The sequence below is a fragment of the Pseudarthrobacter sp. 05T312 genome (assembly GCF_056396685.1).
In genome coordinates this window covers 98,187-123,978 of record NZ_JBFTLY010000012.1, presented here as the reverse complement: position 1 = coordinate 123,978, position 25,792 = coordinate 98,187, and the positions used below count along the sequence as shown (strand labels likewise).

Below are 25,792 nucleotides of genomic sequence, written 5' to 3'. Positions count from 1 at the left end.
TAGGTGTGAGGTCGGCGTTGGCGTGGGTAACGTAGGACACGAGGGCCTCCTGGCGTCGAGATGAGTGTGGTAACCCAAATCGATACCGGAGGCCCTCGCCTCTTACATCACGCCACGCTGTTCACAACGTCCCTGGGAATTACACCTAGCGCCCACCCCCGACACGGAACACCACACCGGAGGGCTTGAAATAGTAAGCAGGCTTTGCTTATCGTGAAAGTGCACGGTTGATCGACGGAAACGAAAGGAGGCCGGAAGCATGGGCCTCGGAGACAAGATCAGTAACGCGGCAGAGGACTTTGGCGGCAAGGCCAAGGAAGCTGCGGGCAACGCGACCGACAACGACCGCCTGAAGGCAGAAGGCCAGGCCGACCAGGTCAAGGCAGATGCCAAGAAGGTCGGCGAGAGCGTCAAGGACGAATTCAAGCGCGACTAGTCCCTGCTGGGGCAGCCGCAGCGAACGGCGTGCTGCCACAGCCAAAACGGCGGCGGATCCGATGGATCTGCCACCGTTTCGCTGTCCACCACTTTCGATTGCTGAGTAGATGCCGTTTTGGGGGCGCAAAACGGCATCTACTCAGCAGTCGATGGGGTTACCAGCCGCTGCGGGTGGGGGTGTGCCCCTGCCGGGAGTCGTCCGGCATGGTCATTTCGGCTCGCAGCCCTAGGAGCCGGACAGGACGCCCCGGCTCGATCTTCGCCGCCAGCTCAAGCGCCTCGGCCAACACCTCTGCGATATCGGTAGTCACCGGGATCTTCCGGCCATAGGTCTTGGTGGTGAACGGGGCGTAGCGCACCTTCAACGTCAGGCCCACCACGGGCCGCCCCTCGGCAGCGACATCCTCAAGGACGTGCGCGGCCAGCTCGCGGACGGCGTCGTCAATCTGCTGCGCCTCCGTAAGGTCCCGTTGGAAGGTGGTTTCACGGCTGTGCCCCCGGGCCACCCAGGGGGTGTCATCGACGGTCCGGGAACCGTCGCCCCGGCCAAGCTGCGCATACCAGGGCCCCATTTTTGGGCCGAATTCGGGAACCAGGTCAGCAGGATTGGCGGCTGCCAGGTCGGCAACGGTCTTGATGCCCAGGGTGGCGAGGCGGCGGGACACCGCCTTTCCCACCCCCCACAGCTCGATCGTGGGCCGCTCCCCCATGACCTCCAGCCAGTTGCCCTCTGTCAGCCGGAAAACACCGGCGGGTTTACCGAATGTGGTGGCAACCTTGGCGCGGACCAGGGTGTCGCCGATGCCGACACTGCAGTGCAGCCGGGTTTCCGCCAGCACAGCCTGCTGGAGTTGGCGGGCGAAGGCCTCCGGATCGTCCGACTCAAGGCCCACGAACGCCTCGTCCCAGCCAAGCACCTGCACCGTGGTTCCCGGCTGGGAACGGAGCACCGCCATCACCGTCCCGGACGCCTCAAGGTAGGCATCATGGTCCACCGGCAGGATCACCGCGTCCGGCACTTTTCGCGCCGCGATCCGCAGAGGCATGCCCGATCCCACGCCGTAGGCCCGGGCTTCGTAGGACGCTGTGGACACCACGGCACGCTCGGTGGGGTCGCCGCGGCCGCCTACGATAACCGGCCTGCCCGCCAGCTCGGGGCGGCGCAGCACTTCGACGGCCGCAATGAACTGGTCCAGGTCCACATGCAGCACCCACGGTTCGCTCACAGAGCCCAGTCTGCCCGGCCGGACTCCAAGGGGCTAGCCTTGGCCCATGACGAACGTAGACCTGAGCGCAGAGAGCGCCGCTGCCGGCGGCTCGCCCTCCCTGAACGGCTACCTTGCCGTACCCGCTGGAGAGGGTCCTTTTCCCGGGGTCGTGATGATCCATGAAGCGTTCGGCCTGGATGACCAGACCCGGCGGCACGCGGACCGGCTGGCAAAGGCCGGATACCTCACCCTGGCGGTGGACCTGTACAGCGACGGCGGCCCGCGGCGGTGCCTGGTGGGAACCATGCGGGCCATGGCGGCCCGCACGGGCAGGCCCTTCACCGACATCGCCACAGCCCGTGCCTGGCTGGCGCAATCGGCGCTGGGCAACGGCCGGACCGGGGTGATCGGATTCTGCATGGGCGGCGGCTTTGCCCTGCTCACCGCGAGGGACGGGTTCGACGCCGCCTCCGTCAATTACGGCCGACTGCCGGGCAAGGAACAGCAGGACCTGGTGGAGGCACTGCGTGGCTCCTGCCCCATCGTGGCCAACTACGGCGGCGCGGACAGGTCCCTGAAGGGGGCCGCGGCGCGCCTCGAAACTGCCCTGGACCAGTTAGGCATCGAGCACAGCGTGAAGGAGTTTCCCGGCGCCGGCCACGCCTTCCTCAACGACGAAGAAATCGGGCCGGTACTCCTCAGGCCGCTGATGCGGGTCATGGGCGTGGGTCCGGACCCGGAGTCAGCACCCGAGGCCTGGCGGCGCATCGAGGACCACTTCGCCCGGTACCTGAAGGACTAAGCAGCCCGGGCACCCGGACGTGTCCCGGCACCCTGCGGAAACGCCGACGGCGGGCTGCCCTCCAAGGGGCGGCCCGCCGTCGAACGCTGTCCGGAAAGCTAGCTGAAGAGCTCGCTCTTGGGCTGGTTGTTCTTGACCTTCTGCCAGCCCAGCCAGAGGACGACGGCGAAGAACGGAATGGTGGCCAGCGTCCAGAGGCCCAGGTAGAAGACCTCGCCGTCCTTGCTGGTCATGGTGTCGAAGCCGATGAGCACGGTGATGACGAGGAGGGCGATGAGTCCGGCCCAGCTGGTCCAGGGCGAACCGGGCATGGGCAGGCTGGAGACGTTGCCCTTTTTCTTCCGCAGCGCGATCTGGCTGGCGAAAATGGAACCCCAAGTGAAGATCACGCCGATGGAGGCCGTGTTCAGGGCGAGGTCGAACGCGTGGGAGCCGCCCAGCCAGATGTTGAGGAGGATGCCCACCAGGTAGACGCCGCCGATGGCCAGGATCGCCGCGTAGGGCACATGGCGGGTGGACATGCGGGTCAGCCACTGCGGGGCGTGGCCGTTGTTGGCCATGGTCCGGAAGATCCGGCCAATGGAGTACAGGCCCGAGTTGCACGAGGACAATGCAGCGGTGATGACGATCATGTTCATGACGTCGCCCATCCACGGCAGCCCCATCTGGCCGAAGACGGTGACGAACGGGGAGGTGCCGGCGTGGTACTGGTCCGAGGGAAGCAGCATGGCGAGCAGGGTCACGGAGCCGACGTAGAACACCACGATGCGGAGGACGACGGCGCGGATCGCCTTGGGGACTTCGCGTTCCGGGTTCTGCATCTCGCCGGCGGTGATGCCCACCAGCTCGATGGCGTTGTAGGCGAAGATCACGGCGTTCAGGACCAGGATCATCACCAGGGCGCCCTTGGGGAACATGCCGCCGTCGGCTGCGAAGAGGTTGTTGACCGATGCGTGGCCCTCGCCCACCTTGGCGTTGGTGACCACCATGAAGGTGCCCACGGCCAGGAAGATGACGATTGCGGTGACCTTCAGGACGGAAGCCCAGAATTCGAACTCACCGAATGCCTTGACGCTGAACAGGTTCACGGCTACCAGCAGCACCAGCGCTGCGATGGCGGACAGTTCGACGGGGACGTTGGGGAAGAAGAACTGGAAGTACAGGCCGATGGCGATGAGCTCGGCGATGCCGGTCATGGCCCAGTTGATGAAGTACATCCACCCGGAGAGGAAGGCGCCCTTCTTGCCGAACATTTCGCCGGCGTAGCTGACGAACGAGCCGGAGGTCTGGCGGTACATGATGAGTTCGCCCAGGGCCCGCATGAGCAGGTAGGCAATGACGCCGGCGATGGCGTAGGAGAAGATCAGGGCGGGGCCGGTGGAGGCGAGGCGTCCGCCGGCGCCCATGAAAAGGCCGACGCCGATCGCGCCGCCCATGGCGATCATGGTGACGTGGCGTCGGCCCAGCGTCTTTTTGTAGCCCTCGGCGCTGAGGGACGGGTCGACGGCGGAGGATGGCGCCGTGCTGTTCTTTAGGTCTGTGGGGGTACTTTGAGGCACAACTGTTCCTTGTGGGTTGGGGGTTGGCCGCATCCGGTCTTCGTATGATCAAGCTCACAAAATTCGGCCTTTAGGCCTTGGGACCAGCAGATGTGAGGGTGGATCGGCCGAACTGCCGAAGCTTCACGCGACCTGACCATCTTACAAGACGGTCCGGGGTGGTACGTGACGCGCACTACACGGCCGCCCCGGCGATAGGCTTGGGGGCATGGCCACAGCCCAACGCTTACCGCCCGCCCCGCAGCCGCAGCTGTACCGTTTTTCCCGGCTGGACCTGGCCACGCTGTGCCTCTACGTTGCCATTGCCGGGTTCTTCGCGGTTGCCGGCAACGTGCTCGCGCCTCTGCTCCGGCAGCTTGCCCCATCCCCTGCAGCGGCGTCCTATGCCGTGAACCTGCTTTTCTATGCCTCGGTGGGAATACTGGCGCTCCTGGCCGCCCGGAGGGTGGTGGTCCGGGACCTCAAGGTCCTGGCAACCCGGCCCTGGTTTACGCTCCTGATGGTGCCGGCAGCCGTCATCGCCATGATGATCCTCACCGCCGTGGTGGTGGCAGCCAACGGGCAGGTTGAAACCTCGGCCAACCAGGCAGGGCTGCAGGCACTGATGCAGCAGGTCCCGGCATGGCTCATGGTTCCGCTGCTGGTGGTGGTGGGTCCGTTCGTCGAGGAGTACATCTTCCGCCACCTCCTCATTGGGAAGATGTCCCGCCGCGTGAACATCTGGATCTGCTGCGCGCTGTCGGTGGTGCTGTTCGCAGCCCTCCATATCGTGGGCCAGGAGGCGGTGACCCTGACTGCGCTGCTCCCCTACCTGGCCATGGGCGCCACGCTGGTGTTCGTCTATATGTGGACCGGGAAGAACGTGATGTTCTCCTACTTCGTCCATGCCGCGAAGAACCTGCTCGCCGTGGTCCTGGTGTACGCCATCCCGCCGGAGCTGATCAGCCAGATGCAGAACGTCCAGGCCTGAGCACCCGCACCGGACCTTCCCCAACGCGCCTCCCGCCCTTACCGTGGACGGATGGGACTGAACATCCAGATCGTCGTCGATTGCGCCAGCCCGCACGAGCTTGCCGACTGGTGGGCCGAAACCCTGCAGTGGACGGTGGAACCGCAGGATGCAGGCTTTATCCGCTCCATGATTGAGCAGGGCTACGCCACCGAAAACCAGACCACGACGCACCACGGAAACCTGGTGTGGAAGGACGGCGCCGCCATCCGGCCGCCGGAAGAAATTGACGCCAAGGCCCCGCAGCGGCGCATCCTTTTCCAGACCGCACCCGAGGGGAAAACCGTGAAGAACCGGGTGCACTGGGACGTCAGGCTGGACGGCCGGGACAAGGACGAGGTGCGGCGTGAACTCGAAGCCCGGGGCGCCTCCTTCCTCTGGTCGGCGCGGCAGGGCCCGCACTCCTGGCACACCATGGCGGACCCTGAGGGCAACGAGTTCTGCATCAGCTGACGCCGATTACTAGACTTGGACGGTGAGCAACCAGATCCCCGCCCCGGTGTCCGATGTCTTCGATCCCATGCGCTGGCGGGTGGTCTCCGGCTTCGATGACTTCCAGGACATGACGTACCACCGGCAGGTGGAACGGGATTCCGGCGGCGCGTGGGTGCGCGACCTCCCAACGGTCCGCATCGCCTTCAACCGCCCGGAGGTCCGCAACGCGTTCCGGCCCGGGACCGTGGACGAGCTCTACCGCGCCATGGACCACGCCCGAATGACCCCCGACGTCGCCACGGTCCTGCTGACCGGAAACGGCCCCTCCGCCAAGGACGGTGGCCATTCCTTCTGCTCCGGCGGCGACCAGCGGATCCGTGGCCGGGACGGCTACCGGTATGCCGACGGCGAGACCCAGGAAACCATCGACCCCGCCCGGGCCGGCAGGCTGCACATCCTGGAAGTCCAGCGGCTCATGCGCACCATGCCCAAGGTGGTCATCGCCGTCGTCAACGGCTGGGCAGCCGGCGGTGGCCACTCGCTGCATGTCGTGTCAGACCTGACCATCGCGTCCCGGCAGCACGGCAAGTTCAAGCAGACCGACGCCACGGTGGGAAGCTTCGACGCCGGCTACGGCTCAGCGCTCCTGGCCCGGCAGGTGGGCCAAAAGACGGCCCGCGAAATCTTCTTCCTGGCCCGCGAATATTCCGCGGAAGACATGGTCCGCATGGGCGCGGTCAATGAGGCGGTGGACCACGACCGCCTCGAGGAGGTGGCACTGGAGTACGCCGCGGACATCGCACGGCAGTCCCCGCAGGCCATCCGCATGCTGAAGTTTGCGTTCAACCTGGCCGACGACGGACTGGCCGGCCAGCAGGTGTTCGCCGGCGAAGCCACCCGGCTGGCCTACATGACGGACGAAGCCGTGGAGGGCAAGGAGGCCTTCCTGCAAAAACGCGACCCCGACTGGTCACGCTTCCCGCACTACTTCTAAGGCAGGACGGCAATGAACAGCGAAGCCTCACCCAGCACGCCCCACGGCGGTCCTCTCAACATCGAACCCGCACTGAAGGCCCTCGCGGCCGCCCTCCACGGCGAGGGCCCCGCCGTCGAACTGTCCGTGGGCCCGGACGGCGGCCTCGTCGTTGGGCATGTCGAGACCCCCGGCTGCGACGACGCCGTGGCAGTGGTGCGCACCTCCGGGTCCACCGGGGCACCCAAGGCGACCCTGCTGACCGTGGAGTGCCTGGCGGCGTCCTCGATGGCCACCGCCCTGCGGCTCAAGGGCGAGGGCCAGTGGCTGTTGGCCCTGCCCGTCCAGTTCGTTGCCGGCATCCAGGTGCTGGTGCGGTCCCTCTTCGCCGGTACCCGGCCCTGGGTCATGGATATGTCCGGCGGCTTCACCCCGGAGGCCTTCACCGCTGCCGCGCTGGAACTGACGGACAAGATCCGGTTCACGTCACTGGTCCCCACGCAGCTCCAGCGGCTCCTGGACCAGCCCTCGCCTGAAACACTCGCCGTTCTACGGCGCTTCAACGCGGTCCTGCTGGGCGGCGCGCCTGCCTCCCCGGCCCTGCTTGCCGCCGCCCGCGACGCTGGAGTACGGGTGGTCACCACGTATGGTTCCGCAGAAACGTCCGGCGGCTGCGTGTACGACGGCTACCCCCTGGAAGGCGTCTCCGTCCGGGTGGCTGAAGACGGCCGCATCCTCCTGGGCGGGGACACCGTGGCCGCCGGGTACATCGAAGCCCCTGACGAAGAAACCGGGACGTTCTTCGAGGAGGACGGCGTGCGCTGGTACCGCACCAGCGACCTTGGCTCGATCGACGACGACGGCCGCCTCACCGTGCTGGGCCGCGCCGACGACGTCATCATCACCGGCGGCGTCAAGGTTTCCGCCGGCCACGTACAGGAGCAGTTGGAACAGGCCGACGCCGTCACGGCAGCTTTCGTGGCCGGCGTCCCCTCGGCCGAATGGGGCCAGGCGGTGGCGGCCTACGTGGCGCTCGCACCCGACGGTGGAGCCGCCGGGGAAGGCGGGCCCGGGCAGGAAGCCGGGGATCCCGCCGTCGCCCTTCAACGGCACTGGCAGCAGGAACTGGGGGTGCTGGCGCCCAAAACGGTCCTCACCGCGCCGGCGCTGCGGATGCTGCCGAACGGAAAGCCGGACCGGCTCGCCATGACCGCCGAACTCAGCACGCTGCACGGGGGAAAGTAGAGTGGACCTGCACCACCGCGGCGGGTGCGCACGTTCCATCCAGCCGTCTTACCGAAACAACACGAGGTACTAACCGTGGCAACAGCCGCCCAATGGATCCAAGGCGCCCGACTCCGGACGCTGCCGGCAGCGATCGCGCCGGTGCTGATCGGCACTGCCGCAGCCTATGAAATGGGCTCGTTCCTCCTGCCCAACGCCATCCTCGCGGCGCTGGTGGCGCTCCTGCTGCAGGTGGGCGTGAACTTCGCCAACGACTACTCGGACGGCATCCGCGGCACCGATGACGACCGCGTGGGCCCCCTGCGGCTGGTGGGCTCCGGCGCCGCCAAACCGGAACACGTCAAGTGGGCGGCGTTCGGGACGTTCGCGCTGGCGATGGTGTTCGGACTTGTCCTGGTGGTCCTCACCCAGGCCTGGTGGCTAATCCTGGTGGGCCTGGGCTGCGTCATGGCGGCGTGGGGCTACACGGGCGGCAAGAACCCGTACGGCTACATGGGGCTGGGCGACCTGTTCGTGTTTGTCTTCTTCGGCCTGGTGGCCACCCTGGGCACCACCTACACCCAGGCCGGGCACATCAGCCTTTCCGCGGTCATCGGCGCGATCGGTACCGGGCTGATCGCCACGGCACTGCTGATGGCCAACAACGTCCGCGACATTCCCACGGACATGCAGGCGGGCAAGAAGACCCTGGCCGTGCGCCTCGGCGACAAGCACGCGCGCGAAAGCTACGTCCTGATGCTCGCCGTCGCGATCCTGCTGGTGGTTATCCTGGCACCGGGCCGGCCGTGGATCCTGATCGTGCTGCTGCTCATTCCGGCCTGCCTGATGCCGGCCTGGCTGATGATCAACGGCCGCAAGCGCAAGAGCCTGATCCCGGTGCTGAAGCAGACCGGCCTGATCAATCTTGGCTACAGCGTGCTGTTCTCACTGGGGCTGATCCTCAGCCACGGGTTCTAATCCTTCTTGCTGCTGCCCTTGGCGTTGTTGATGGTGATGTCCGGGTTGGCGTCCAGCAGTGCGTCCTCGGCGTTGGCGTCCTGGACCTCCCCGGCGGAGCGCAGGGGCTTGGCCTTCCCTGAAAAGCGGTACTGCAAGGCTGCGGAGGCGGCGTCGCGCTGCTTCTGGAAGAAGAGGTAGCTAATGGCGAAGGCAATGAGCGCGGCGCAGATGACGGCCATCAGCGCCCCGACCTGCAGGAGCATGAACAGGACGAACAGGGGCACGAAGATCGCCAGGCGGATCAGGGAATATTTCAAAAAGGCCACTATTCAAGTTTAGCCGCCCCGGCCAGCGGCCCCTGCGCGTCCTGACGATAGACTTAATGGCATGCTCTTCCGTGTGGCTTTGGCCGTCGCAGTCCTCGTCATCTTTGTGTATGGCCTGGTGGACGTGATCCGCACTGAAGGCCGCCTGACCCGCGGGATTTCGAAGCCCGCGTGGATCATCGTCCAAATTGTCCTGCCCGTCCTCGGCGCCGTCCTGTGGCTGCTGATCGGCCGGCCGCGGGGCTCCACGCAGCCGCGGCCCAGCTACCCGCACCCCACCGCTCCGGATGATGACCCGGACTTCCTCCGCAACCTTGAGGCACGCCGCCGCAACCAGGCCGAGGCCGAGCGCCTCAGGAAACTACGCGACGACCTCGAATCCAAGGCCAAGGAGGACGGCGGGAAGCACCAGCACGGCACCGACGAACACGATACCGACGGACTGAAATAGCGCCCATGGCGTCCCCAGCCGGCGGCGAAGAACGGCGCCTGTCCGCTCCCCCACCAAGGCCCGGCCTGTCCTATTCCGCCCCGCCGCCCATCCCGGCCACCCCCGCGGTGCCGCGCACCATCCGTGCCGCCCGCTCGCTCTGGCTCTTCAGCTTCGCCGCCGGGCTGGCGGTCCTGCTGGGGTCCTTCGCAGCCCGTGACTCCAACCTGCAGCGGCTTCGCGGCGTGGTGGCGGGCATGGCCGCAGACCGCGATGCCGAATCGGTGGGTACCGCGGCGAACATCGTGTTCTGGGGCAGCATCGTTGCCCTGCTCCTGGTGACGGCGCTTGAGGCCGCTGTCCTGGCAGCCGTGCTGGGCCGGAGGACCTGGGCCCGCTGGACGTTGGTCCTGCTGCTGGCCATCCATGTGCCCGTCTTGGTCCTCGCCTCCGCGTTCCTGGTCCCGGGTGGCGCCGCGGGCAGCTACGTCGTGATGCTGTGGGGCGCAGGGCTGCTCCTGGCCCTCGCAGGACTGGTGCTCTTGTTCCTGCCCCCGGCGGGAGCCTGGCTCAAGGGCGGCCGCGGCCGGGGCTGAGCGCGCACCCCTACGCTGACTGCGGCTGCCGGGCCGTTCCGGTTTCCCTGCCGGTGCAAGCCGCCAGGACGCCCTCGCAGCTGCGGATCACCACCCGGCAGGCTTCGACGGCGGACCGTGCGGTCAGGGGATTTTCGGACACCCTGCGCCAGCGGGCCAGCACGCTGCGCGCCTCGGCGGCCAGTGCCTCCGGATCCGTGCCCGACGCCACGCCCAGCCGCTGGGTTGCGTCGGCGCCCAGGCCCCCGATAAGCCGTTCGGCTTCCGCCGCCAGCTCCGGGGCCAGTTCCACCCCCGAGGTCCGGAGCGCGGCCAGCAACCGCAGCTCACGGAATTCGTGCGCGTTGGCCTGCAGCCGCTCCAGGGACTCCGCCAAGCGTTCAGTCCCCTCCCGGGGGCGCCCGGCCAGCAGGCTTTCCACGGCTGCCAGCGCCGTCCTGGCCTTCAACGCTTCTGCCCTCGCCTGGAACTGACGGTCCAGCAGTTCCAGCAATGGATCCAGCCCGCTGCGCCTTGCCAGTTCGTGCGCCAGCGGGGTGGGGTCGCCAAACCCGTTGCGGACCAGGACCACAGCCAGCCGGATACCAAAGAGTCCGTAGCGTTCCAGCAGTGAGGCCCGGGCCTCTTCCGTCAGTTCGTGCGGTTCCGTGGAGCGGCGGAACCTGTCGGCCGACAGCATCATCCGCTCGCGGGCAGCCCGGTCAACGGTGGCCAGGAGCTGGAGGGCCTCAAAGTCCGCCTGGCGCAGGGTGCGGGCGCTTTGGGCCAGGAGCCCCGCCACGGGGACGACCCCGAGCGCGAGCTTCCGCAGGTTGGGGTCCCGGCTGTACCGTTCTGCGATGGCCCCGGCGGACAGCAGCGAGTCGATGCGCCCGGCCCCCACCTCGTCCGCCCGCGACAGCACCGCGATGGCATTGACGGTGCCCGAGCGGCCGGCCGACGTGTCACGGAAGGACTCCAGGAACCGGATGTCGGATGCGTGCAGGTGCCGCAGCAGGTAGACCACGGCATCAGCTTCCGAGGCCGAATCCTCCGGGGTAAGGAACCTGACCGACCGTGCGGACACCTCCTGGGAAAGGGAGGCGATCCCGGGGGTATCGATCAGGGTCATGGCCCGCAGGGCCGGCGAAGGCCATTCGACGTCGAGGCGCTCCACCTCTTCCGCCCGCGCGCCGTCGAGGACGAAGACCAAGCGGCCGTCCACGCGCTTCAGGGGAAGGTTCCGGGGCTCGCCCCCAACCGGGTGCAACGTGATCCGGGGCGTGTGGCCGTATCGGTACCAGGTGACAATCCGCGTACATTCGCCGGTGTCGGTGGGTGCGATTTCTTCGCCGATGATGGCGTTCAGGAGGGTGGATTTCCCTGCTTTCACCATCCCTGCGATGGCAATCCTCAAAGGCTCGGCCAAGCGCTGGGCATGGCCCTGCAGCGCCTTGATGGCGAGCGGGTCATCGGCATACACCTCAAGGGCTTCGCGGATCAGCCCTGCGGCTCCGGCCGTGGTGGACGCCGTCATCCCACCCCCGCCGCAGAACGGGTTCCGGCAGCGGAAACCTCGGCGGACACCGCTGCCGCGGCGCGGTGCAGGGCATCCACCTTCCTCAGTTCAGCCCTGATGTCCCGAATGCGGCCCTCCTTTTCCTGGGCATAGGAATTGGCTGCCTTCTGGGCCGCTGACACCGAATCCGACAGCGACCGGTGGTATTCGTCGGCGATCTCGGTGAAGTGGTCCCGGATGGTGCGCTGCACCAGGCGCAACCTGTCCTTCAACTGCTTTCCCACCTGGAACGTCACATCGTCCAGCTGCCGCCTGACCAGCGCTTTCGCCTCCCCCTGCCGGCGCTTCAGCCGTGTTTCCTTGTCCTCCCGGTAGGCCTTGCGGCCCAGCAGCAGCCCGGCGCCCACCGAGAGCGGATTGATCAGGGCCATTCCGAAAATGCCGGTCAGCAGCCCAAACATCAGGACGCCGCCGTAGGACCCGCGCATGCCGATGAGGACCTTTTGGATCGGGTTCACGCGGCCGGGGTCCAGCTCCGGCATCTGGTCCACCGGGTCCAGCGCGTCCCCGGACTCCGAGACATGCAGGACGGGCAGGGCAACCTCGTCGGCGGCGAAGTGTTCGGCCACCTGTGCCGCCAGCCATTGCGAGCGCTCGCTGGTCCAGACGAACGTGTCCGAAACCGCAGCGGCAACGCATTCCTCAAGCCACTGGGAGAATTGCGTCCAGACCGGCCCTGGGTCGCCCTGGTCGATGGCAGTCTCGGCTTCCCGCTGGATCCGGCGCAGGCGGTCACGGAGGTCGTATTCCATGTCGGCGATGAGATCGTTGATGCCATCGCTGAGCGTCAGCTGCCACCTGGCGGAGCGCTTCCGCAGTTCATCGGCTTCCGTCTTGGCCTGTTCCAGCGCTGCGAGCATCTGCGGGGTGCCGCCGGGGTTCTCCAGCGCCTCCAGTTCGGACTGGAGGGACAGCCGGAGGTTTTCGGTGACGGAGAGCAGGTCCTGGCTGACGGAGCGCCGCTGGATGCGCTGGGCCTTTCCCACGATGTCGTTGCGCAGGTGGGCCACCAGGTCCGGGAAGCCCGATTCGCTGTTGAGCTCTGCGTCCTGGAGCCGTGAAGCCTCCAGGCGGAGGTCGGCTGACAACGGGAACAGCGGGATGTCCGGTGCCACCTGCTCCAGGTGGGCCCTGTCCAGCTCCTCGACGTGCCGCCAGTCCGGGTAGAGGTCCGTCTTGGACAGGACCGCGGCCACGCTGGGGGTAATCCGCATGGCCTGGCGCAGGAACCGCAGCTCCGGTTCCGTGTACTCCTGGGATGCGTCCGAGACCAGCAGCATGGCGTCCGCGGTGGGCAGGGCGGTAAGGGTGGTCAGGGTGTGGGCCGAGCCCATGCCGCCAACACCCGGAGAGTCGATAATCGTGAGGCCCCCGGTCAGGATGCGGCGGGGCAGGCAGACTTCGGCGGCTGTGAGCTTGCGGCTATTGCCCGGATTGCCCTGCTCGGAGACAAAAGCCGGCAAGTCTGAAAGTTCGATGGGCCGGCGCTCCACGCTGTCCTCCGCGGCATGGCCGGCAGCGTCCCCGGCAGACGTATCCGTTGTGGGGACCAGGACGGCGGCCGAGGCCGGTTCGCCATAGCGGACGATGGTGGGCAGGGAGGTGGCGATGTCGTCGTCCACCGGGCAGACCGGAGCGTTCACCAGGGCATTGATGAGCTTGCTCTTGCCCTGTTTGAACTCCCCCACCACAATGACCCGGATGCTGGGGTCCTGCAGCCGGGCCATGGCCTGGCCCAGCCTCCGGCGGAGGTCGGCACGGTCCCGGTCGCCCACCAGCTGAAGCCCCTGTTCCAGGAGCTTCACCAGCTGCCCGGATGTCATGGGCCCCGTTGGCCTTGCCGGTCCTTCCTCTGCCACAGCGTGTCCCCCTGCCCAGTGCCCGCCCGCCGGGCGGTTCGCCTTACCGAACTAGCGTGTTACAGCGCGGTGGAGTCGTCAACCACTGCATCATCGATGGTCGCGTGGCTGTCCAGGTCCACATCTGGGTGCGTCGAGTTGTCCTCCGTGAAATCGAGCGGGTTGTCCGCGACCACCAGGTTGTCCTCCACGATGCTCGTGGCCGGGTTGTCCTGGAAGGAATCGTCCACGTGGACTTCCACTGCTGTGGTGGTGGAACTGTCATGGTTGAAGGAATCGTCCACCTCCACCGAACTGTTCGTGGAGTTGTCGGAATTATCGTTGAACGAGTCCCTGGCGTCGAGGTCCATGTCGGTACTGACGGAATGGTCCGAATAGTCCGGGTGGTAGGAATTGTCCGAGCTGTCGTTGAAGGAATCGTCCACGTCCAGGCCGAGGTCGGTGTTGAAGGAGCCGGAGATGTCCGTCTGCTCCGTGCCGATGCTGACGTCGCCGCCGGCATGGACGGAGTTGTCCGTGGAGTTATCGGTCGAATGGTCGGTGTTGTACGAATCCCTGACGTTATTGGAGTCCCGGACTGCGGCGTCGTCACCGGCGGCGACCGCGCGGTCGCCCGAAGCCACCGCGGCGTGGTTGTCGAACCACTGCTCCACGTCCCCATGCGCCCAGATGTTCTGGCTGACTGACTGGTCCGTGATGGTATCCCGGTCGTCCAGCATGGTGGTCTGCGTGGTGTAGGAGAAGTGGTTCACCACGTTTTGGAGCTGCTGTACCGCATGGGAGTGGTCATCGTGGTCGTAGGTGGCGCTGCCATAGCCTGCAGCCATCCCGCCGGCGTGGATGGCCGGTGCGTTTCCGGCGTGTGTGGCCGAACCACCTGCGGACCCGGGCCATATGCTGCCGGCGTTGCCCCGGACAAAGGACAGGGCATTGAGGGTGATGGGCGCGTAGTCGAGGACGACTGGCATCGCGGCGTCAACGTCAGCCGAGCATACGTTGGCCAGCCCGTGTTCCTCGAGCGCCCTTTCCGGGTCATCCAGGAACTCCTGGATCGCTTCCCGGTTCCCAAAGAGTTGCATGAGGAACTGGACGAGGTCATTTGCGAGTGTTGGCATATGAGTGGTCCTCACATCTTCATTGAGTTGTGGATCATCCGGTGAACGTATCCAAGTGGTTCCAACCTAGATTCGTCACCGGGGACAGGGCATCGGGCGCATCCCCCCTACGCGTAAATGCCGTTCCGGGGCACCAACACCCCCGCGCCTAGGGGTATTAGGGTTATTCCTGCTGTGGATTCAGCTGCTGGGAATGTTCCACGCCAAGGGACAGGCGCAGGCGGGCCAGCAGGTCGGACCTGTTTTCCGCCCCCAGCCGGCGCCGGATCCTGGCGATGTGGTGCTCCGCCGTCCTGGGTGAGATGTAGATGGCCTCGCCGATCTCCCGGTACGTCTTGCCTTCAAGCACCAGCCTGGCCACTTCCTTTTCCCGCTCGCTCAAACCGGACGCGTCTGGCTGGGCCCCTTTGCCTCCGTTGTCGGCACTGTTGCCTGCCTGCACTTCCGCTGCCCCCGACGCCCCGCCGGCGGGGCTTCCCTGCGGATGAAGGTCCCGGGCGCACGAGAGCAGGCGCATCATGTCGCGCCGCTCCTCGGCACGGGCTGCAGCGTGGCCGGCGAGCCGGGCACCCTCCCACGGCATTCCCACCGCACCGAGCAGCCTTGCCGCACCCTCCACCTCCGCGGTCCGGAAGCGGCCGGCCAGCACGGAGACCCAGGCTTTGCCTGCCGTGGCGAGGACGGCGGCGAGCTGGCTGTGGGCAGACGCCCGTGCCAATGCGGTTGCGTGCGGGGCGAGATCGGCCGGGCTTTCGCTCAGCAGCGCAGCCTGCACGGCGGACCAGTGCAGGGGAACAGCCCATAGTGCGGGGCCGCCCAGGCGGCCCAGCAACTTCCAGGCGTCTTCGAGATACTGCGCCACGCGGCGCGTCTCGCGCAGCCTGGCCGCCGCGATCAGCAGTTCCCCCCACGGCAGCAGGTTGTACAGGTCCACTGATGTGTGAAGCATGGCTTCGCGCGCCCGTTCCCAGGCCTTGATCAGTTCAGGAACGTCGCCGTTCCTGCGGGCAAGCCCCACTTCCAGGGCCGCGCTCATGAACTCATCGCGCGGGACCAGCGGCCAATGGTTTGCTTTGGCCGCCTCCGTGGCGGCCAGGCGGGCGTCCTCGAGTTTGTCCTGCATCATGGCTGCCCAGGCCTGGAGCAGCAGGAGCCGGGGCTGGGCAGTATGGCCGCCTTGCCCGGCAGCTGCGGCCGCCCGGCAGACGGTTTCGGCCAGGTGTGGTTCCCCGCTGTGCAGGGCCAGCAGTGCCGCCAGCGCAGCTGGCGTCTCGGGCAGCGGAAGGGCCGTGCCCGCAGAGTTCAGCATGTCCGAGGCGTGGATCAGGATGGAGATGCCCTGGTGCGGCTTGTCTCCCAGGGATGCGAGGATTCCCTGGCCGGTCTGCACCAGTGCGGCCGCGAGGAGCGTTGGCGAGGCCGCCGGAGCCTCGGGCCGGAAGAAGGCCTCCGCCGCTGCCCGGTCACCGGCGCCGATCATGGCCACGGCAGCGAGCGGCGCGGAGGGTCCCACCCGTCCCGGGCCCAGCCAGCTGTAAACGTCCGCGCCCCGGGCCAGCATGCCGCGCTGCGCCCACACGGCAGCAGCGACGTCGGCCCCGCGGCGCACGTCCGGCGGGTCCGGGCTGACCAGGAGGGCATCGATGATGCGCGCCGCTGCGTCGAGTTCCCCGTCACCGGCCGCGGCCTGGGCGCGCCTTGCTGCCAAGGCAAGCGGATCGGCGCCGGCCAGGAGCGCTTCCTCGTAGAGTTGCGATGCAAGCCGGGGGTCGGTTTCCAACATGGCGTCCGCCGCCTGCTCCAGTTCCGCGGCCACCCGGGGATCCGCCAGGCCGCCCCTGGCCAACTCGCGGGCCAGGTGGCCAAGTGGTTGGCCCGAGGACGCGAATACTGTCACGAGCTCGCGCTGGAGCGCGTGGACTTTGGCGGTGGGCGCGGCGCTCAGCAGCGCGTGCTGGGCGGTCCCCACCACCGTGCCGTCCGGCGTCAGCAGTCCGGCGGCTTCGGCGCGGTCCACCAGGGAATCGAGGTCCTCCACGGTGCCGCTCATGAGCTTGTGCTGGAGGTCTGCGGGCAGCGGGCCGGGCAGGGCGAAGCCAACCGAGAGCGCCAGCAGCAGCTCCCGCAGGGCAGCGTTCGCGCCTTTCAGCTGTTTGGCCATCAGCTCGGCCACATGGGGTGGGTGCCCCTGGTGGTCCGGTGCGGTGTGCAGTGGTACGGGCCGCTCTGCCCGCTGCAGGTTTCCATCCATGTCAGGCCCCCGGTGAGGTGGTCGAGGCCGTCGCGACGGCAGTTTCAATGGGACTGGCGGTGGTGTCCTCCGGAGTGGGTGACGGTGCAACGGCCGGGGTAGGCGTCAGGTCAGCCGTGGGGGAAACGGCGGGATCACCCGTCGGGTCCGGAGCCGCCATGGTGGTGGGCACTACGGTGGGGGTCGTTTCCCCGGTGCCGGGGGACGACGTGCCGGGATCAGGAGTAGGGGTGCCGGAGCCCGACGGGTCGACAGTGCCGCTGGGCGACGACGTTCCCGGGTCCGTCGTTGTTGGCGGGGCGCTGTCCGTGGGCGTGGGCGTCGTGGTGTCCGGCGACGCCGTGTCAACGGGGGCAGGGTCTGTTGGCATGGGGTCGGCGGTGCCTGGCGGCATTGCCGGACCCACGGTGGCTGAATCGGGAACAATGCCCGTCCCTGTGGCACCCGCGTCGGTTCCGGGAGGTGGATTCCCGCCGGCGGCCGCCGGTCCGCCCGGGTTTGCTCCGCCCACGGCGGCTTCACCGCCCGGGGCCTGGCGCGTGGTGGGTGAGGCGGAGACGTCGAGTCCCGGTTCCTGCCCGATCGGCTTCCGGACACTTGCTTCGATGCCTGCGAGTGGCTGGGGGGCACCCGCTGTTGGGGTTCCCCCTGCGCCCGCAGCTGCCGGGCCGGTGGAGCCACCCTCCGTGCTCGCGCCGGCCTGCGGCACGAACATGGCGGTCAGGCTTCCGAAGCCGTCGGGACTTTGCGCGGCAGTGGCCGTAAGGACCGTCAGGAGGGCAGCCGCCGCGGCGACGGCAGTGATGCGGACGGTGGGTTTCGGGGCATGGGCGCCCCTTTCACCATGCCACTCACGCCGGCCGGCGCCCTGCCCGGGCCCGGCTCCCGCCGTCGCATATTTGCGCGACCAGCTGGGCATTGCCGGGCCGGTGGGGGCCGGTGGCACGGCGGGTACGACGACGGGCGGTGCCCCTGCGGTGACCGTTTCAGCCAGCGAGGCAGGGGTTTCTACGGGTTCGGTTCCTGCCGGTTCCGCCGTTTCCAGGGCTGCTGCGGTGTGGGCAAGGAGTGCCGCCACGGCCGCCCCCAGGCAGATGGAGGACTTGGGGTCAGCGTCCACCGCGATGGGACGGTCCAGCTCCTCGGAGACCACCTGCGCCACCAGCGGGATCCGCGACGAGCCGCCGATCAACAGCACCGTGGACAGGTCCGCCGGGGCAAGGTGGAGCTGCGCCAGGGAGTGTTCCAGGGCGTCCACCGTTTCCCGCACGGGCTCTTCGATCAGGGCCTCAAACTCTGAACGGACCAGGCGGACCTGCTGCTGCACGCCGGGCAGGAGCACCGGAATGCTTGCCTCGCTGTCCGCGGACAGGGCTTCCTTGGCTTCCACGCATTCGCGCCGGAGCCGGGCCAAGGCGCCAAGGACCGTGGGATCGGCGGCGTCAAGGTCCGCCAGGGCATTGCCGGTGTGGGCGGCGACGTAGCTGAACACCGCGGCGTCGAAATCGGCACCGCCAAGGTCTTCAATGCCCTCAGGGCGGCCCAGCAGTTCGAAGCGGCTGCTGCCGGCCTTCCTGAGGACGGCGGTGTCGAAGGTGCCCCCGCCGAGGTCGTACACGGCGATGGTGCTGCCTTCCTCCACCCGCACCTGGGATGCGTAGTGCAGTGCTGCGGCCTCCGGTTCGGGGAGGAGGGTCACGTTCTCCACGCCGTGGGCGGTGAGGGCCTCGCGGATCACGGACAGCCGGTGGCTGCCCCACGCGGCGGGGTGGGTCAGGAAGACGGCCGACGCCGGACCGCCCTCACGTTCGGCGGCCCGGTCTGCCACCCAGCGGGCTACGGTGGCGAAGACGTCCTCCGGCTGAAGCGCCAGGGTTCCCAGGATGATGGGGACGTCGTCGCCGATGCGGCGTTTGAATTCCCGGGCAACTCGCTCCGGTGAGTCCAGTCCTCGGCGCTCCGCAGCCTCGCCCACCAGGACGGTGCCTTCCTCGGGGAAGTAGACCACGGAGGGGACGGATGCTCCACGCGCGCCCAGGGGCAGGCACTCGGGCACAGCGGAAGGACCTTGGTGAAAGCGAACCACGGCGGCTGCCGTGAAACTGGTCCCGACGTCTACGGCGAGTGCGTAGCTCATTGTTACCTCGGAAGGCTGGCCGTCCACATGCAAGCTTCATCACAGTGAACGTCACCAACGTAGCATTCCGAGGGACCCGGGGACAGCCCTGTTGCTACATCGAATGGTTATTTGGCGGCCAGGTGCCGCATTGTGCGTGGTTTCCCGGTCGCTGCAGGCCGGAAAGGCCCTCCTAGAGGCCGGAGTAGGAGTGGAGCCCGTTGAACAAGGTGTTCACGATGGTGAAGTTGAAGATCACGCAGAAGTAGCCGACGATCGACAGCCAGGCAGCGCGGGTTCCGGTCCAGCCACGGGTGGCCCGGGCGTGCAGGTAGCCTGCGTAGACAACCCAGATCACGAACGTCCACACCTCCTTGGTGTCCCAGCCCCAGAACCGGCCCCAGGCCTTTTCGGCCCAGATGGCGCCGAACATGAGGGTGAAGGTCCAGCCAATGAAGGCGATGGCATTGATCCGGTAGGACAGGTTCTCAAGGCTCAGTGCGGAGGGCACCAGGCGCATGAAACCAAGCTTGTCGGTCCCGCCGGCGGCAACGGTCTTCTGCCGGTGGGACTGGACCAGCTGGAGCGCCGACATCGCGAACGTCAGGGTGAACAGGGCCGAGGAAAGCACCGCGATGGAAACGTGGATAACAAGCCAGTAGCTCTGCAGGGCGGGAACGAGGTGGCCAACGGGGGTCCAGAAGGCCACCGAAGCGGCCACCATCATGATGATCACCAGGCCCACCACGAAGGTGCCCAGGAAGCGCAGGTCGCGGCGGATGAGCGAGAGCAGGAAGACGGCCGCCACCAGGAACGCGCCGGTGGTGAGGAATTCGTACATGTTGCCCCACGGCACCCGCCCGGCTCCCAGCGCCCTGGTGACAACGCCGGCGGCGTGGATCAGGACGGCGAGGGTGGTCAGGGCAACGGCGACCCGCGCCGGAACCCGGCGCTCCGCGGCATACTTCATATCGCCGTCGGCCGTGACGATGCCGTCGGTTCCTGCGCCGCCGGCCTTGGCAGTGGACGACGACGGGCGCTCGGCACGGTCGGCCGGCCCGCTCAGGCGGCCCCCGGCAGAACCCGTGGCAACGCCGGCCCCCACGGGAACCTTGGCGGCGGTCCCGGCCTGCGCGGCCTTGAGGTCCACGGCGCGCAGGGCCTTGCTGCTCTTGGCGAGGTCCCAGGCGAAGGCAATGAAGGCCACCGTGTAGGTACCCGCCGCCAGCAGCATGAAGAGTTCGCTGTACTGGCCCATGGTTTCGTTGATTCCAAATGGCATTACTGGTCCTTTTCGGGCCCGGTGGGGCCTGCTGGGGTGCTGACGGAGCCTGCGACATTATCGCCTGTCCGGCTGGGAGTTTGCTGGGACGGGGCGGCGTCCCCGGAAGCGGCATCCTCAGGGGTGCCCTCTTCAGGCAGCTGCCACTCTGCGGCGAAGAGTTTCCGCAGCGCGGCTGCCTCGCCGGCCAGGCGGTGGTCCTCGCCGCGGGCCAGGAGCCCGTATTCAACCATGGTGCGGCCGTCGGCGGCGGTGCCGGTGCGTACCCAGACGCGCCGGCGGTTGACGTAGAGCGAGAGGATCAGGCCTGCAACGGCCAGCAGGGCGAAGACCAGGGCGTAGAGCTGCCCCGGGTTGTGGTGGATGTCCACGCCGATGTACCGCTTGACGCCGTCGAAGCTGATGCTGCCCTTGCCGTCCGGAAGGGTGGCCGTTGCCCCGGGGGTCAGCGTGATGCCGCCGGCTGCCAGGTTCCGGGCGTTGAGCGGGGTCAGGTTCTTGACGTCCAGTTCGAAGACGTTCTGCGGCGCACCCTTGTTCAGGCCCAGGTCGCCATAGTAGGAGTTCAGGGTCAGCTGCGGGTTGAACAGCTCGGGGTCTGCGCTGAAGGAGACGTTCTTGTCCGTGACGAACGCGGTGGGCAGGAAGAAGCCCACGAAGCCCAGCTGGTCCGGCTGGGCGTCAGGAACCTTGATCACCACGGAGGAGTAGTAGTTCTCGCCCTGCAGCTTTGCCACCACGGGGCCCTGCATGGCCACGTTGCCCGCTCCGTCCCGGATGGTCACCACCGGGGCGTAGCCGTTGCCGGTGAGGTAGATGCTGGTGCCGCCGAGGTTCACGGGGTCGTTGACCTTGAGGGTCTCCTGCTTGGGCGGAGCGTCCGGGTTTTCCTTGGTGGTCACCGTGGCGGCGAAGTCGATGGGCTGGCCGAACTTGCCCTTGGATTCACGGTCAAACGTGATGTTGAACTTGTCCAGCTGCAGCGAGTAGGGCTGGAGCTGGCTGGACTGGAAGTTGGTGCCAGGGTTGAACTGGTCGTAGCCCACCAGGGTGTTCACGAACGTGTCGCCTTCCACCAGGATGCGCTGGCCGCTGTACCCGAACAGGCCGCCGGCTGCCACGGACACCAGCACGCCGATGAGCGAGGTGTGGAAGACCAGGTTGCCCACTTCCTTCATGAAGCCGCGTTCGGCGCCCAGGGACGGAAGGGCGCCGTCGGCATCCCTGACCTCCACTCGGTAGCCGCGCTTACGCAGCACCCGGGCGGCACCGTTAATGGCGTCCGACGACGGGATGGCGGCACCGGAGGGGATCACCAGGGTGCCGTATTCGGGCAGCCGGGACAGGCGCTGTGGGGTCCGCGGCGGCTGGGAACGCATGGCCTTGTAGTGGGCGATGGCGCGGGGCACCACGCAGCCGATCAGGGAAATGAACAGCAGCAGGTAGATCGCCGAGAACCAGGCCGAGGAGTAGACGTCGTAGAGCTGCAGGGAGTCCAGCAGCTTGCCGTAGTCCGGGTGGTCCTTGATGTACTGGGTCACCACGGCCGGGTTTGCCGGCCGCTGCGGGAACAGCGATCCGGGGACGGCGGCGACGGCAAGGAGCAGCAGCAGGAACAGCGCGGTGCGCATGCTGGTCAGCTGGGTCCAGGCCCACCGCAGCATGCCCTTGGGTCCCAGGGCCGGAAGGGCGGCCTGGGCTTTCGCCTCTGCTACAGGGGCGGATTGCTTCTTCTTTACGTTCACACGCTCGCTCATCAGATCGGCAACTTCACGTCGGTTTGGAACCAGTACTGCAGCCCGGTCACCCAGGCACCCCACACCCCGGTGGCCATCAGTATCCCGAGCACCACCAGGATCCCGCCGCCGGTCCGCTGGATGGCCACGCGGTGCTTGCGGAAGAATGCCATGACGCCCAGGCCCCGGCGCAGGGCCAGGGCGATCAGCAGGAACGGGATGCCAAGTCCCAGGCTGTAGACAAAAGCCAGGAATGCACCCTTGGCGGCAGAGGACCCGCCGGAGAGGCTGAGCAACTGCACGGCGGAATAGGTGGGGCCTATGCACGGGGCCCAGCCCAGGCCGAAGGTCAGGCCCAGCAGGGGCGCTCCCCAGAGCCCGGCGGGCGGCTTTGCGTGGATCTTCGCGTCACGCTGCAGCCAGCCGAAACCGCCCATGAAGACGATCCCCATGATGATGACCAGGATTCCCAGGAGCTGGGTGATCCAGGCATTCTGGCTGCCCGTGATGAGGGTGCCCAGCTGGCCGAATGCACCGCCCAGCAGGACGAAGATCACGGAGAAGCCCAGGACGAACAACCCAATGCCCGCCAGCATCCGCCCGCGTTTCTGCTTTTGCAGGTCCACGCCGCTCAGTCCGGTCACATAGCCCAAGTAGCCGGGCACCAGGGGAAGGACGCAGGGCGAAAGGAACGACACCAGTCCTGCCAGCAGGGCCACCGGAATGGCGAGCAGGAGGGAGCCGCTGAGGATGGCTTCGGCGAAGGGGCTGTTCACGGTCCCGGCCCGTCCCTATTCCGCCACGGCGGCGGTGATGAGGGCTTTCAGGGTGCCCTTCTCGATTTCGCCGAGGACCCTGGAGGCCACGCGGCCCTGCTTGTCCAGCACCAGCGTGGTGGGTACGGCACCGGGCGGGACCAGGCCGGAAACGGAGAGCAGGACGCCGCCGTCCTTGTCGTCAAAGCTGGGGTAGGTCAGGTTGAAGGTCTTCTCGAACGCTTCGGCCGTGGGCTTCTCGTCCCGGAGGTTGACGCCGAAGAACTGTACGCCCTGGTCCTTGAACTCCTGGTGCAGCTCCTCCAGGAGCGGCGCCTCCACACGGCACGGTGCGCAGGCGGCGAACCAGAAGTTCAGGACGCTGACCTTGCCCTGGAAGTCGGCCGGGGTCACAGCGGCGCCACTGAAAAGCGCTCCCTGGATCTGCACGGCTTCCTTGCGGTCCCCGACGGCGAACTCGGTTACGGAGCCGTCGCCGGCAACATAGTTCTTGTTGTCGCCGGCCTTGGCCTGCTTGGCCAGCGCATCCTCCTGGGCGCAGCCGGACAGGCCAAGGGTCAGCGCGGTCAGGGCCAGGCCGCCTGCCGAAAGCAGGCTCCGGCGCGAGGGAAGGGTGTTGTTGCTCACTGCTAGGCTCCAGGGGTGCTGGCGGCACCGGGAAGAAGGGACGCCGCGGGCTCGCTGTACTCGACCCGCAAGAGCGAGCCGTCGTCGTCGAAAACCAGGGACGTAAGGGATGTCAGGGTGCACTCGCGCTTGCGCGGGTCGTGCCACAAGGGGCGGCCTTCGGCGCTCAGCCGGGCTGCCCAGATGGGCAGCTGGTGGCTGACGAGGATCGCCTCGGGGCCTGCGGCACCGAAGTCGCCGGCGGCCAGTGCGATGGCCTGCAGCCGCGCGTCCTGGACAGCAGCCGCTACCCGCGCCGCCTGCTCCTTGTACGGTTCGCCCCACGACGGGCGCAGCGGGTTGACCAGGCGCGGCCAGTGCTTCGGCCGGCGGAGTTCGGCCTTGGTGACCTTCATGCCCTCGAAGTAGTTTTCCGCTTCGATGATGCGCTGGTCGGTGTGGATCTGCAGGCGCAGCGCTTCCGACGTCGGCCGTGCCGTCTCCTGCGCACGGTCAAGCGGCGAGGCGGCCAGGTAGGTGATCCGGGCTCCGCGCTCGGCGCGCTGCCGGAAGTGGTCGGCCAGGGTGCGGGCCATCTCCTGCCCCAGATCGGAGAGGTGGAATTCGGGGAGCCGTCCATAGAGAACGCCGTCGGGATTGTGGACCTCGCCGTGGCGGAGCAGATGGACAGTGGCTTGGGGCATGTTTACCAGTTTCTCAAAGATGGCGTGCGATCCGAAATCTCCCGGACGCGCTTTCTACAAAGAGTAGAACTTAAGTTTCTGAAGAAATGTTCCGAAACCGGGAACAAAACATGCAAACGCATGTTTATACTGGATGCAGCAAGATAGTTGAGGCTTCAACCGATGAAGGTTCAACCGCAGGACTACAGCAGGCATTCACACCAAGGAGCAACATCATGGCACTTCCCGCAGACGTCACCACCGGCACCTGGACCCTGGACAACTCCCACAGCGAGATCGGCTTCACCGTCCGTCACGCGGGCATCAGCAAGGTCCGCGGCCAGTTCAAAGAGGCCGAGGCCACCCTGAACCTCGCCGAGAACGTGGCCGACTCCAAGGTCAACGCCACTATCAAGACCTCCAGCTTCGACTCCGGCGACGTCAACCGTGACGGCCACGTACGCGGCGAAGACTTCTTCGACGTTGAGAAGTTCCCGGAGATCTCCTTCGTTTCCAATGCAATCGTCCCCAAGGGCGACGCCTACGAGCTCCAGGGCGACCTCACCATCAAGGGCGTCACCCGTCCCGTGGCCCTCGAGACCGAGCTCCACGGCGTGGCCGTCGATCCGTTCGGCAACACCCGCGCCGGCCTCACCGCCGAGACCACCATCAGCCGCAAGGATTTCGGCCTCACCTGGAACGCCGTCCTCGAAGCCGGCGGCGTGCTGGTCAGCGACAAGGTTGCCATCAACCTCGAACTCGCCTTCATCGCGCCCGCAGCATAACTTTCACCACCCGGCGCACCCCGGCACCAGGCCTTTTCGGCCCGGTGCCGGGGTGTGCTGTTTAAATACGCCCTGCAGGCACGGTCGTGGGCGTGAATGCCGCCCGAATCACCCACATCTCCGCCTGCCGGGGGTACGGTGGAGCTAAGCCATGCTGGGGGGAAGGCTGAGGACCGATTCCCGGCAGCCTACCTGGATCCCGACCTGCAGAAGGAACGCCCATGAGTACTCCTCCCGTCCCGCCTCCCGCGCCCCAAGATCCCTACTCCGGCAATGACCAGTCCGGCAGCCAGCAGCCCGGACCCGAGCAGCCGCGCTACGGCCAGAATGCGCCCCAGTATGGCCAGAACGCACCGCAGTACGGGCAGAACCAGCCCCAGTACGGTTCGCAGCCGCCCGCAGCGCCGCAGTATGGCCAGAATGCACCGCAGTACGGTTCCCAGTATGCCCAGAATGCACCCCAGTACGGGCAGGCGCCGTATGGGCAGTCCCCGTACGGCCAGTACCCCTCGGAGCAGCCACAGCCGGCGGGAAGCAACGGCATCCCGCAGCTGGTGAACATCTCGTTCTGGCTGCTGATCGCGTCCGCGGTGATTTTTGTCGTTTCCGTGCTCGCCGGCCTCACCCAACTCGATGATCCACAGTTCCGGCAGGCTTTCGAGCAGCAGGTGAAAGCCAGCGGAGCAGCCGTCACGTATGACGACATCAAGAGCGTCATCGCCGGCACCCTGGTCGTCTTCGCGATCATCGGCGTCGCGCTCTACCTGCTGGTGGCGTTCTTCATCCGCAAGGGCAGGAACTGGGCACGCATCCTCGGAACCGTGTTCGCGGCACTCTCCGTTTTGGGCCTGTTCGGGGTCCCCACCTTCGGAACGCTCGGGACGGTCCTGGGCATTGCCGCCATTGTCCTGCTCTACCTCCCGGCCGCTGCCCCGTATTTCCGGAAGCAGCAGCCGTTCGCCAACCCCTATTCCGGCGGCTTCGGCAACCCTTACGGGCGGTAAAGCCTACGGCAGACTGCAACGGTGGCCCGGGATGTCCAGCATCCCGGGCCACCGCTTTTAG

At 67.2% G+C, this 25,792-nt stretch carries 24 protein-coding genes; 11 read left to right on the top strand and 13 right to left on the bottom strand.

The window, feature by feature from the left end; all coding sequences use genetic code 11:
- The first annotated feature begins 259 nt into the window (after positions 1–259).
- Positions 260–436, top strand: a complete 177-nt coding sequence (locus tag AC1DIP_RS15480) for a CsbD family protein (protein ID WP_476207045.1) — start codon at positions 260–262, stop codon at positions 434–436.
- Positions 437–593: 157 nt separating this feature from the next.
- Here AC1DIP_RS15480 and AC1DIP_RS15475 read toward each other — a convergent pair whose 3' ends face one another.
- On the bottom strand, positions 594–1,664 hold the full coding sequence (locus AC1DIP_RS15475) for a DNA polymerase IV (protein ID WP_477734248.1): 1,071 nt from the start codon (positions 1,662–1,664) through the stop codon (positions 594–596).
- Between the two features lie 46 nt (positions 1,665–1,710).
- Between AC1DIP_RS15475 and AC1DIP_RS15470 the strand changes: the two genes are divergently transcribed.
- Entirely contained in the window at positions 1,711–2,448 is a 738-nt protein-coding gene (locus tag AC1DIP_RS15470; protein WP_476207048.1) for a dienelactone hydrolase family protein, read from the top strand.
- A gap of 98 nt (positions 2,449–2,546) precedes the next feature.
- On the opposite strand, the gene AC1DIP_RS15465 is transcribed toward AC1DIP_RS15470, so the two are convergent.
- Positions 2,547–4,007, bottom strand: coding sequence for an amino acid permease (locus AC1DIP_RS15465; RefSeq protein ID WP_476207050.1), 1,461 nt, complete (start codon positions 4,005–4,007; stop codon positions 2,547–2,549).
- A 208-nt stretch (positions 4,008–4,215) separates the two neighbouring features.
- On the opposite strand from AC1DIP_RS15465, the gene AC1DIP_RS15460 reads away from it, so the two are divergent.
- The 5 genes from AC1DIP_RS15460 (at position 4,216) to AC1DIP_RS15440 (ending at position 8,626) form a co-directional block, all read left to right on the top strand.
- Complete coding sequence (locus tag AC1DIP_RS15460; protein WP_476207051.1) at positions 4,216–4,977, top strand: CPBP family glutamic-type intramembrane protease; 762 nt, start codon at positions 4,216–4,218, stop codon at positions 4,975–4,977.
- Positions 4,978–5,028: 51 nt separating this feature from the next.
- A complete protein-coding gene (locus AC1DIP_RS15455; RefSeq protein ID WP_476207053.1) occupies positions 5,029–5,469 on the top strand; it encodes a VOC family protein in 441 nt (146 codons plus the stop codon).
- A gap of 22 nt (positions 5,470–5,491) precedes the next feature.
- Positions 5,492–6,445, top strand: a complete 954-nt coding sequence (locus AC1DIP_RS15450; protein ID WP_476207055.1) for a 1,4-dihydroxy-2-naphthoyl-CoA synthase — start codon at positions 5,492–5,494, stop codon at positions 6,443–6,445.
- Between the two features lie 12 nt (positions 6,446–6,457).
- The gene (locus AC1DIP_RS15445) at positions 6,458–7,669 is read left to right on the top strand and encodes an AMP-binding protein (protein ID WP_477734247.1); all 1,212 of its coding nucleotides are present in this window, start codon (positions 6,458–6,460) and stop codon (positions 7,667–7,669) included.
- A 75-nt stretch (positions 7,670–7,744) separates the two neighbouring features.
- On the top strand, positions 7,745–8,626 hold the full coding sequence (locus AC1DIP_RS15440) for a 1,4-dihydroxy-2-naphthoate polyprenyltransferase (RefSeq protein ID WP_141182387.1): 882 nt from the start codon (positions 7,745–7,747) through the stop codon (positions 8,624–8,626).
- On the opposite strand, the gene AC1DIP_RS15435 is transcribed toward AC1DIP_RS15440, so the two are convergent.
- A complete protein-coding gene (locus tag AC1DIP_RS15435) occupies positions 8,623–8,934 on the bottom strand; it encodes a DUF4229 domain-containing protein (protein ID WP_476207060.1) in 312 nt (103 codons plus the stop codon). The two genes, AC1DIP_RS15440 and AC1DIP_RS15435, sit on opposite strands and share 4 nt — an antisense overlap.
- A 61-nt stretch (positions 8,935–8,995) precedes the next feature.
- Between AC1DIP_RS15435 and AC1DIP_RS15430 the strand changes: the two genes are divergently transcribed.
- Positions 8,996–9,385: a PLD nuclease N-terminal domain-containing protein gene (locus tag AC1DIP_RS15430; protein ID WP_477734246.1), complete on the top strand. Its 390-nt coding sequence runs from the start codon at positions 8,996–8,998 to the stop codon at positions 9,383–9,385.
- Between the two features lie 5 nt (positions 9,386–9,390).
- A complete protein-coding gene (locus AC1DIP_RS15425; RefSeq protein WP_477734245.1) occupies positions 9,391–9,960 on the top strand; it encodes a hypothetical protein in 570 nt (189 codons plus the stop codon).
- Positions 9,961–9,970: 10 nt separating this feature from the next.
- On the opposite strand, the gene AC1DIP_RS15420 is transcribed toward AC1DIP_RS15425, so the two are convergent.
- The 10 genes from AC1DIP_RS15420 to AC1DIP_RS15375 all read right to left on the bottom strand — a co-directional run bounded on the left by AC1DIP_RS15420 (position 9,971) and on the right by AC1DIP_RS15375 (position 23,963).
- Positions 9,971–11,476, bottom strand: a complete 1,506-nt coding sequence (locus tag AC1DIP_RS15420; RefSeq protein WP_477734244.1) for a dynamin family protein — start codon at positions 11,474–11,476, stop codon at positions 9,971–9,973.
- Positions 11,473–13,341 carry a dynamin family protein gene (locus AC1DIP_RS15415; protein ID WP_477734243.1) on the bottom strand — a complete coding sequence of 623 codons (1,869 nt, stop codon included), beginning with the start codon at positions 13,339–13,341 and terminating at the stop codon, positions 11,473–11,475. The genes AC1DIP_RS15420 and AC1DIP_RS15415 overlap by 4 nt, the downstream gene beginning before the upstream one ends.
- A 95-nt stretch (positions 13,342–13,436) precedes the next feature.
- Positions 13,437–14,492 carry an IniB N-terminal domain-containing protein gene (locus tag AC1DIP_RS15410; protein WP_477734242.1) on the bottom strand — a complete coding sequence of 352 codons (1,056 nt, stop codon included), beginning with the start codon at positions 14,490–14,492 and terminating at the stop codon, positions 13,437–13,439.
- 163 nt (positions 14,493–14,655) lie between these two features.
- Entirely contained in the window at positions 14,656–16,743 is a 2,088-nt protein-coding gene (locus AC1DIP_RS15405; RefSeq protein ID WP_476207068.1) for a LuxR C-terminal-related transcriptional regulator, read from the bottom strand.
- 1 nt (position 16,744) lies between these two features.
- Positions 16,745–18,880 carry an Hsp70 family protein gene (locus AC1DIP_RS15400; protein ID WP_477734241.1) on the bottom strand — a complete coding sequence of 712 codons (2,136 nt, stop codon included), beginning with the start codon at positions 18,878–18,880 and terminating at the stop codon, positions 16,745–16,747.
- Between the two features lie 172 nt (positions 18,881–19,052).
- Positions 19,053–20,141 carry a c-type cytochrome biogenesis protein CcsB gene (gene ccsB / locus AC1DIP_RS15395; protein WP_476207072.1) on the bottom strand — a complete coding sequence of 363 codons (1,089 nt, stop codon included), beginning with the start codon at positions 20,139–20,141 and terminating at the stop codon, positions 19,053–19,055.
- Positions 20,141–21,898, bottom strand: a complete 1,758-nt coding sequence (gene resB / locus AC1DIP_RS15390; protein WP_477734240.1) for a cytochrome c biogenesis protein ResB — start codon at positions 21,896–21,898, stop codon at positions 20,141–20,143. The genes ccsB and resB overlap by 1 nt, the downstream gene beginning before the upstream one ends.
- Positions 21,898–22,653 carry a cytochrome c biogenesis CcdA family protein gene (locus tag AC1DIP_RS15385; protein WP_477734239.1) on the bottom strand — a complete coding sequence of 252 codons (756 nt, stop codon included), beginning with the start codon at positions 22,651–22,653 and terminating at the stop codon, positions 21,898–21,900. Before AC1DIP_RS15385 ends, resB begins: the two co-directional genes overlap by 1 nt.
- Positions 22,654–22,668: 15 nt before the next feature.
- The gene (locus tag AC1DIP_RS15380; protein WP_476207077.1) at positions 22,669–23,280 is read right to left on the bottom strand and encodes a redoxin domain-containing protein; all 612 of its coding nucleotides are present in this window, start codon (positions 23,278–23,280) and stop codon (positions 22,669–22,671) included.
- Between the two features lie 2 nt (positions 23,281–23,282).
- The gene (locus AC1DIP_RS15375; protein WP_476207079.1) at positions 23,283–23,963 is read right to left on the bottom strand and encodes a histidine phosphatase family protein; all 681 of its coding nucleotides are present in this window, start codon (positions 23,961–23,963) and stop codon (positions 23,283–23,285) included.
- Between the two features lie 215 nt (positions 23,964–24,178).
- Here AC1DIP_RS15375 and AC1DIP_RS15370 point away from each other — a divergent pair, with 215 nt between their 5' ends.
- Together AC1DIP_RS15370 and AC1DIP_RS15365 are read left to right on the top strand one after the other, a co-directional pair.
- Positions 24,179–24,727 (top strand): YceI family protein, encoded by a 549-nt coding sequence (locus AC1DIP_RS15370; protein WP_477734238.1) that lies wholly within the window; start codon positions 24,179–24,181, stop codon positions 24,725–24,727.
- 221 nt (positions 24,728–24,948) lie between these two features.
- Complete coding sequence (locus AC1DIP_RS15365; protein WP_476207083.1) at positions 24,949–25,731, top strand: hypothetical protein; 783 nt, start codon at positions 24,949–24,951, stop codon at positions 25,729–25,731.
- Positions 25,732–25,792: the final 61 nt, after the last annotated feature.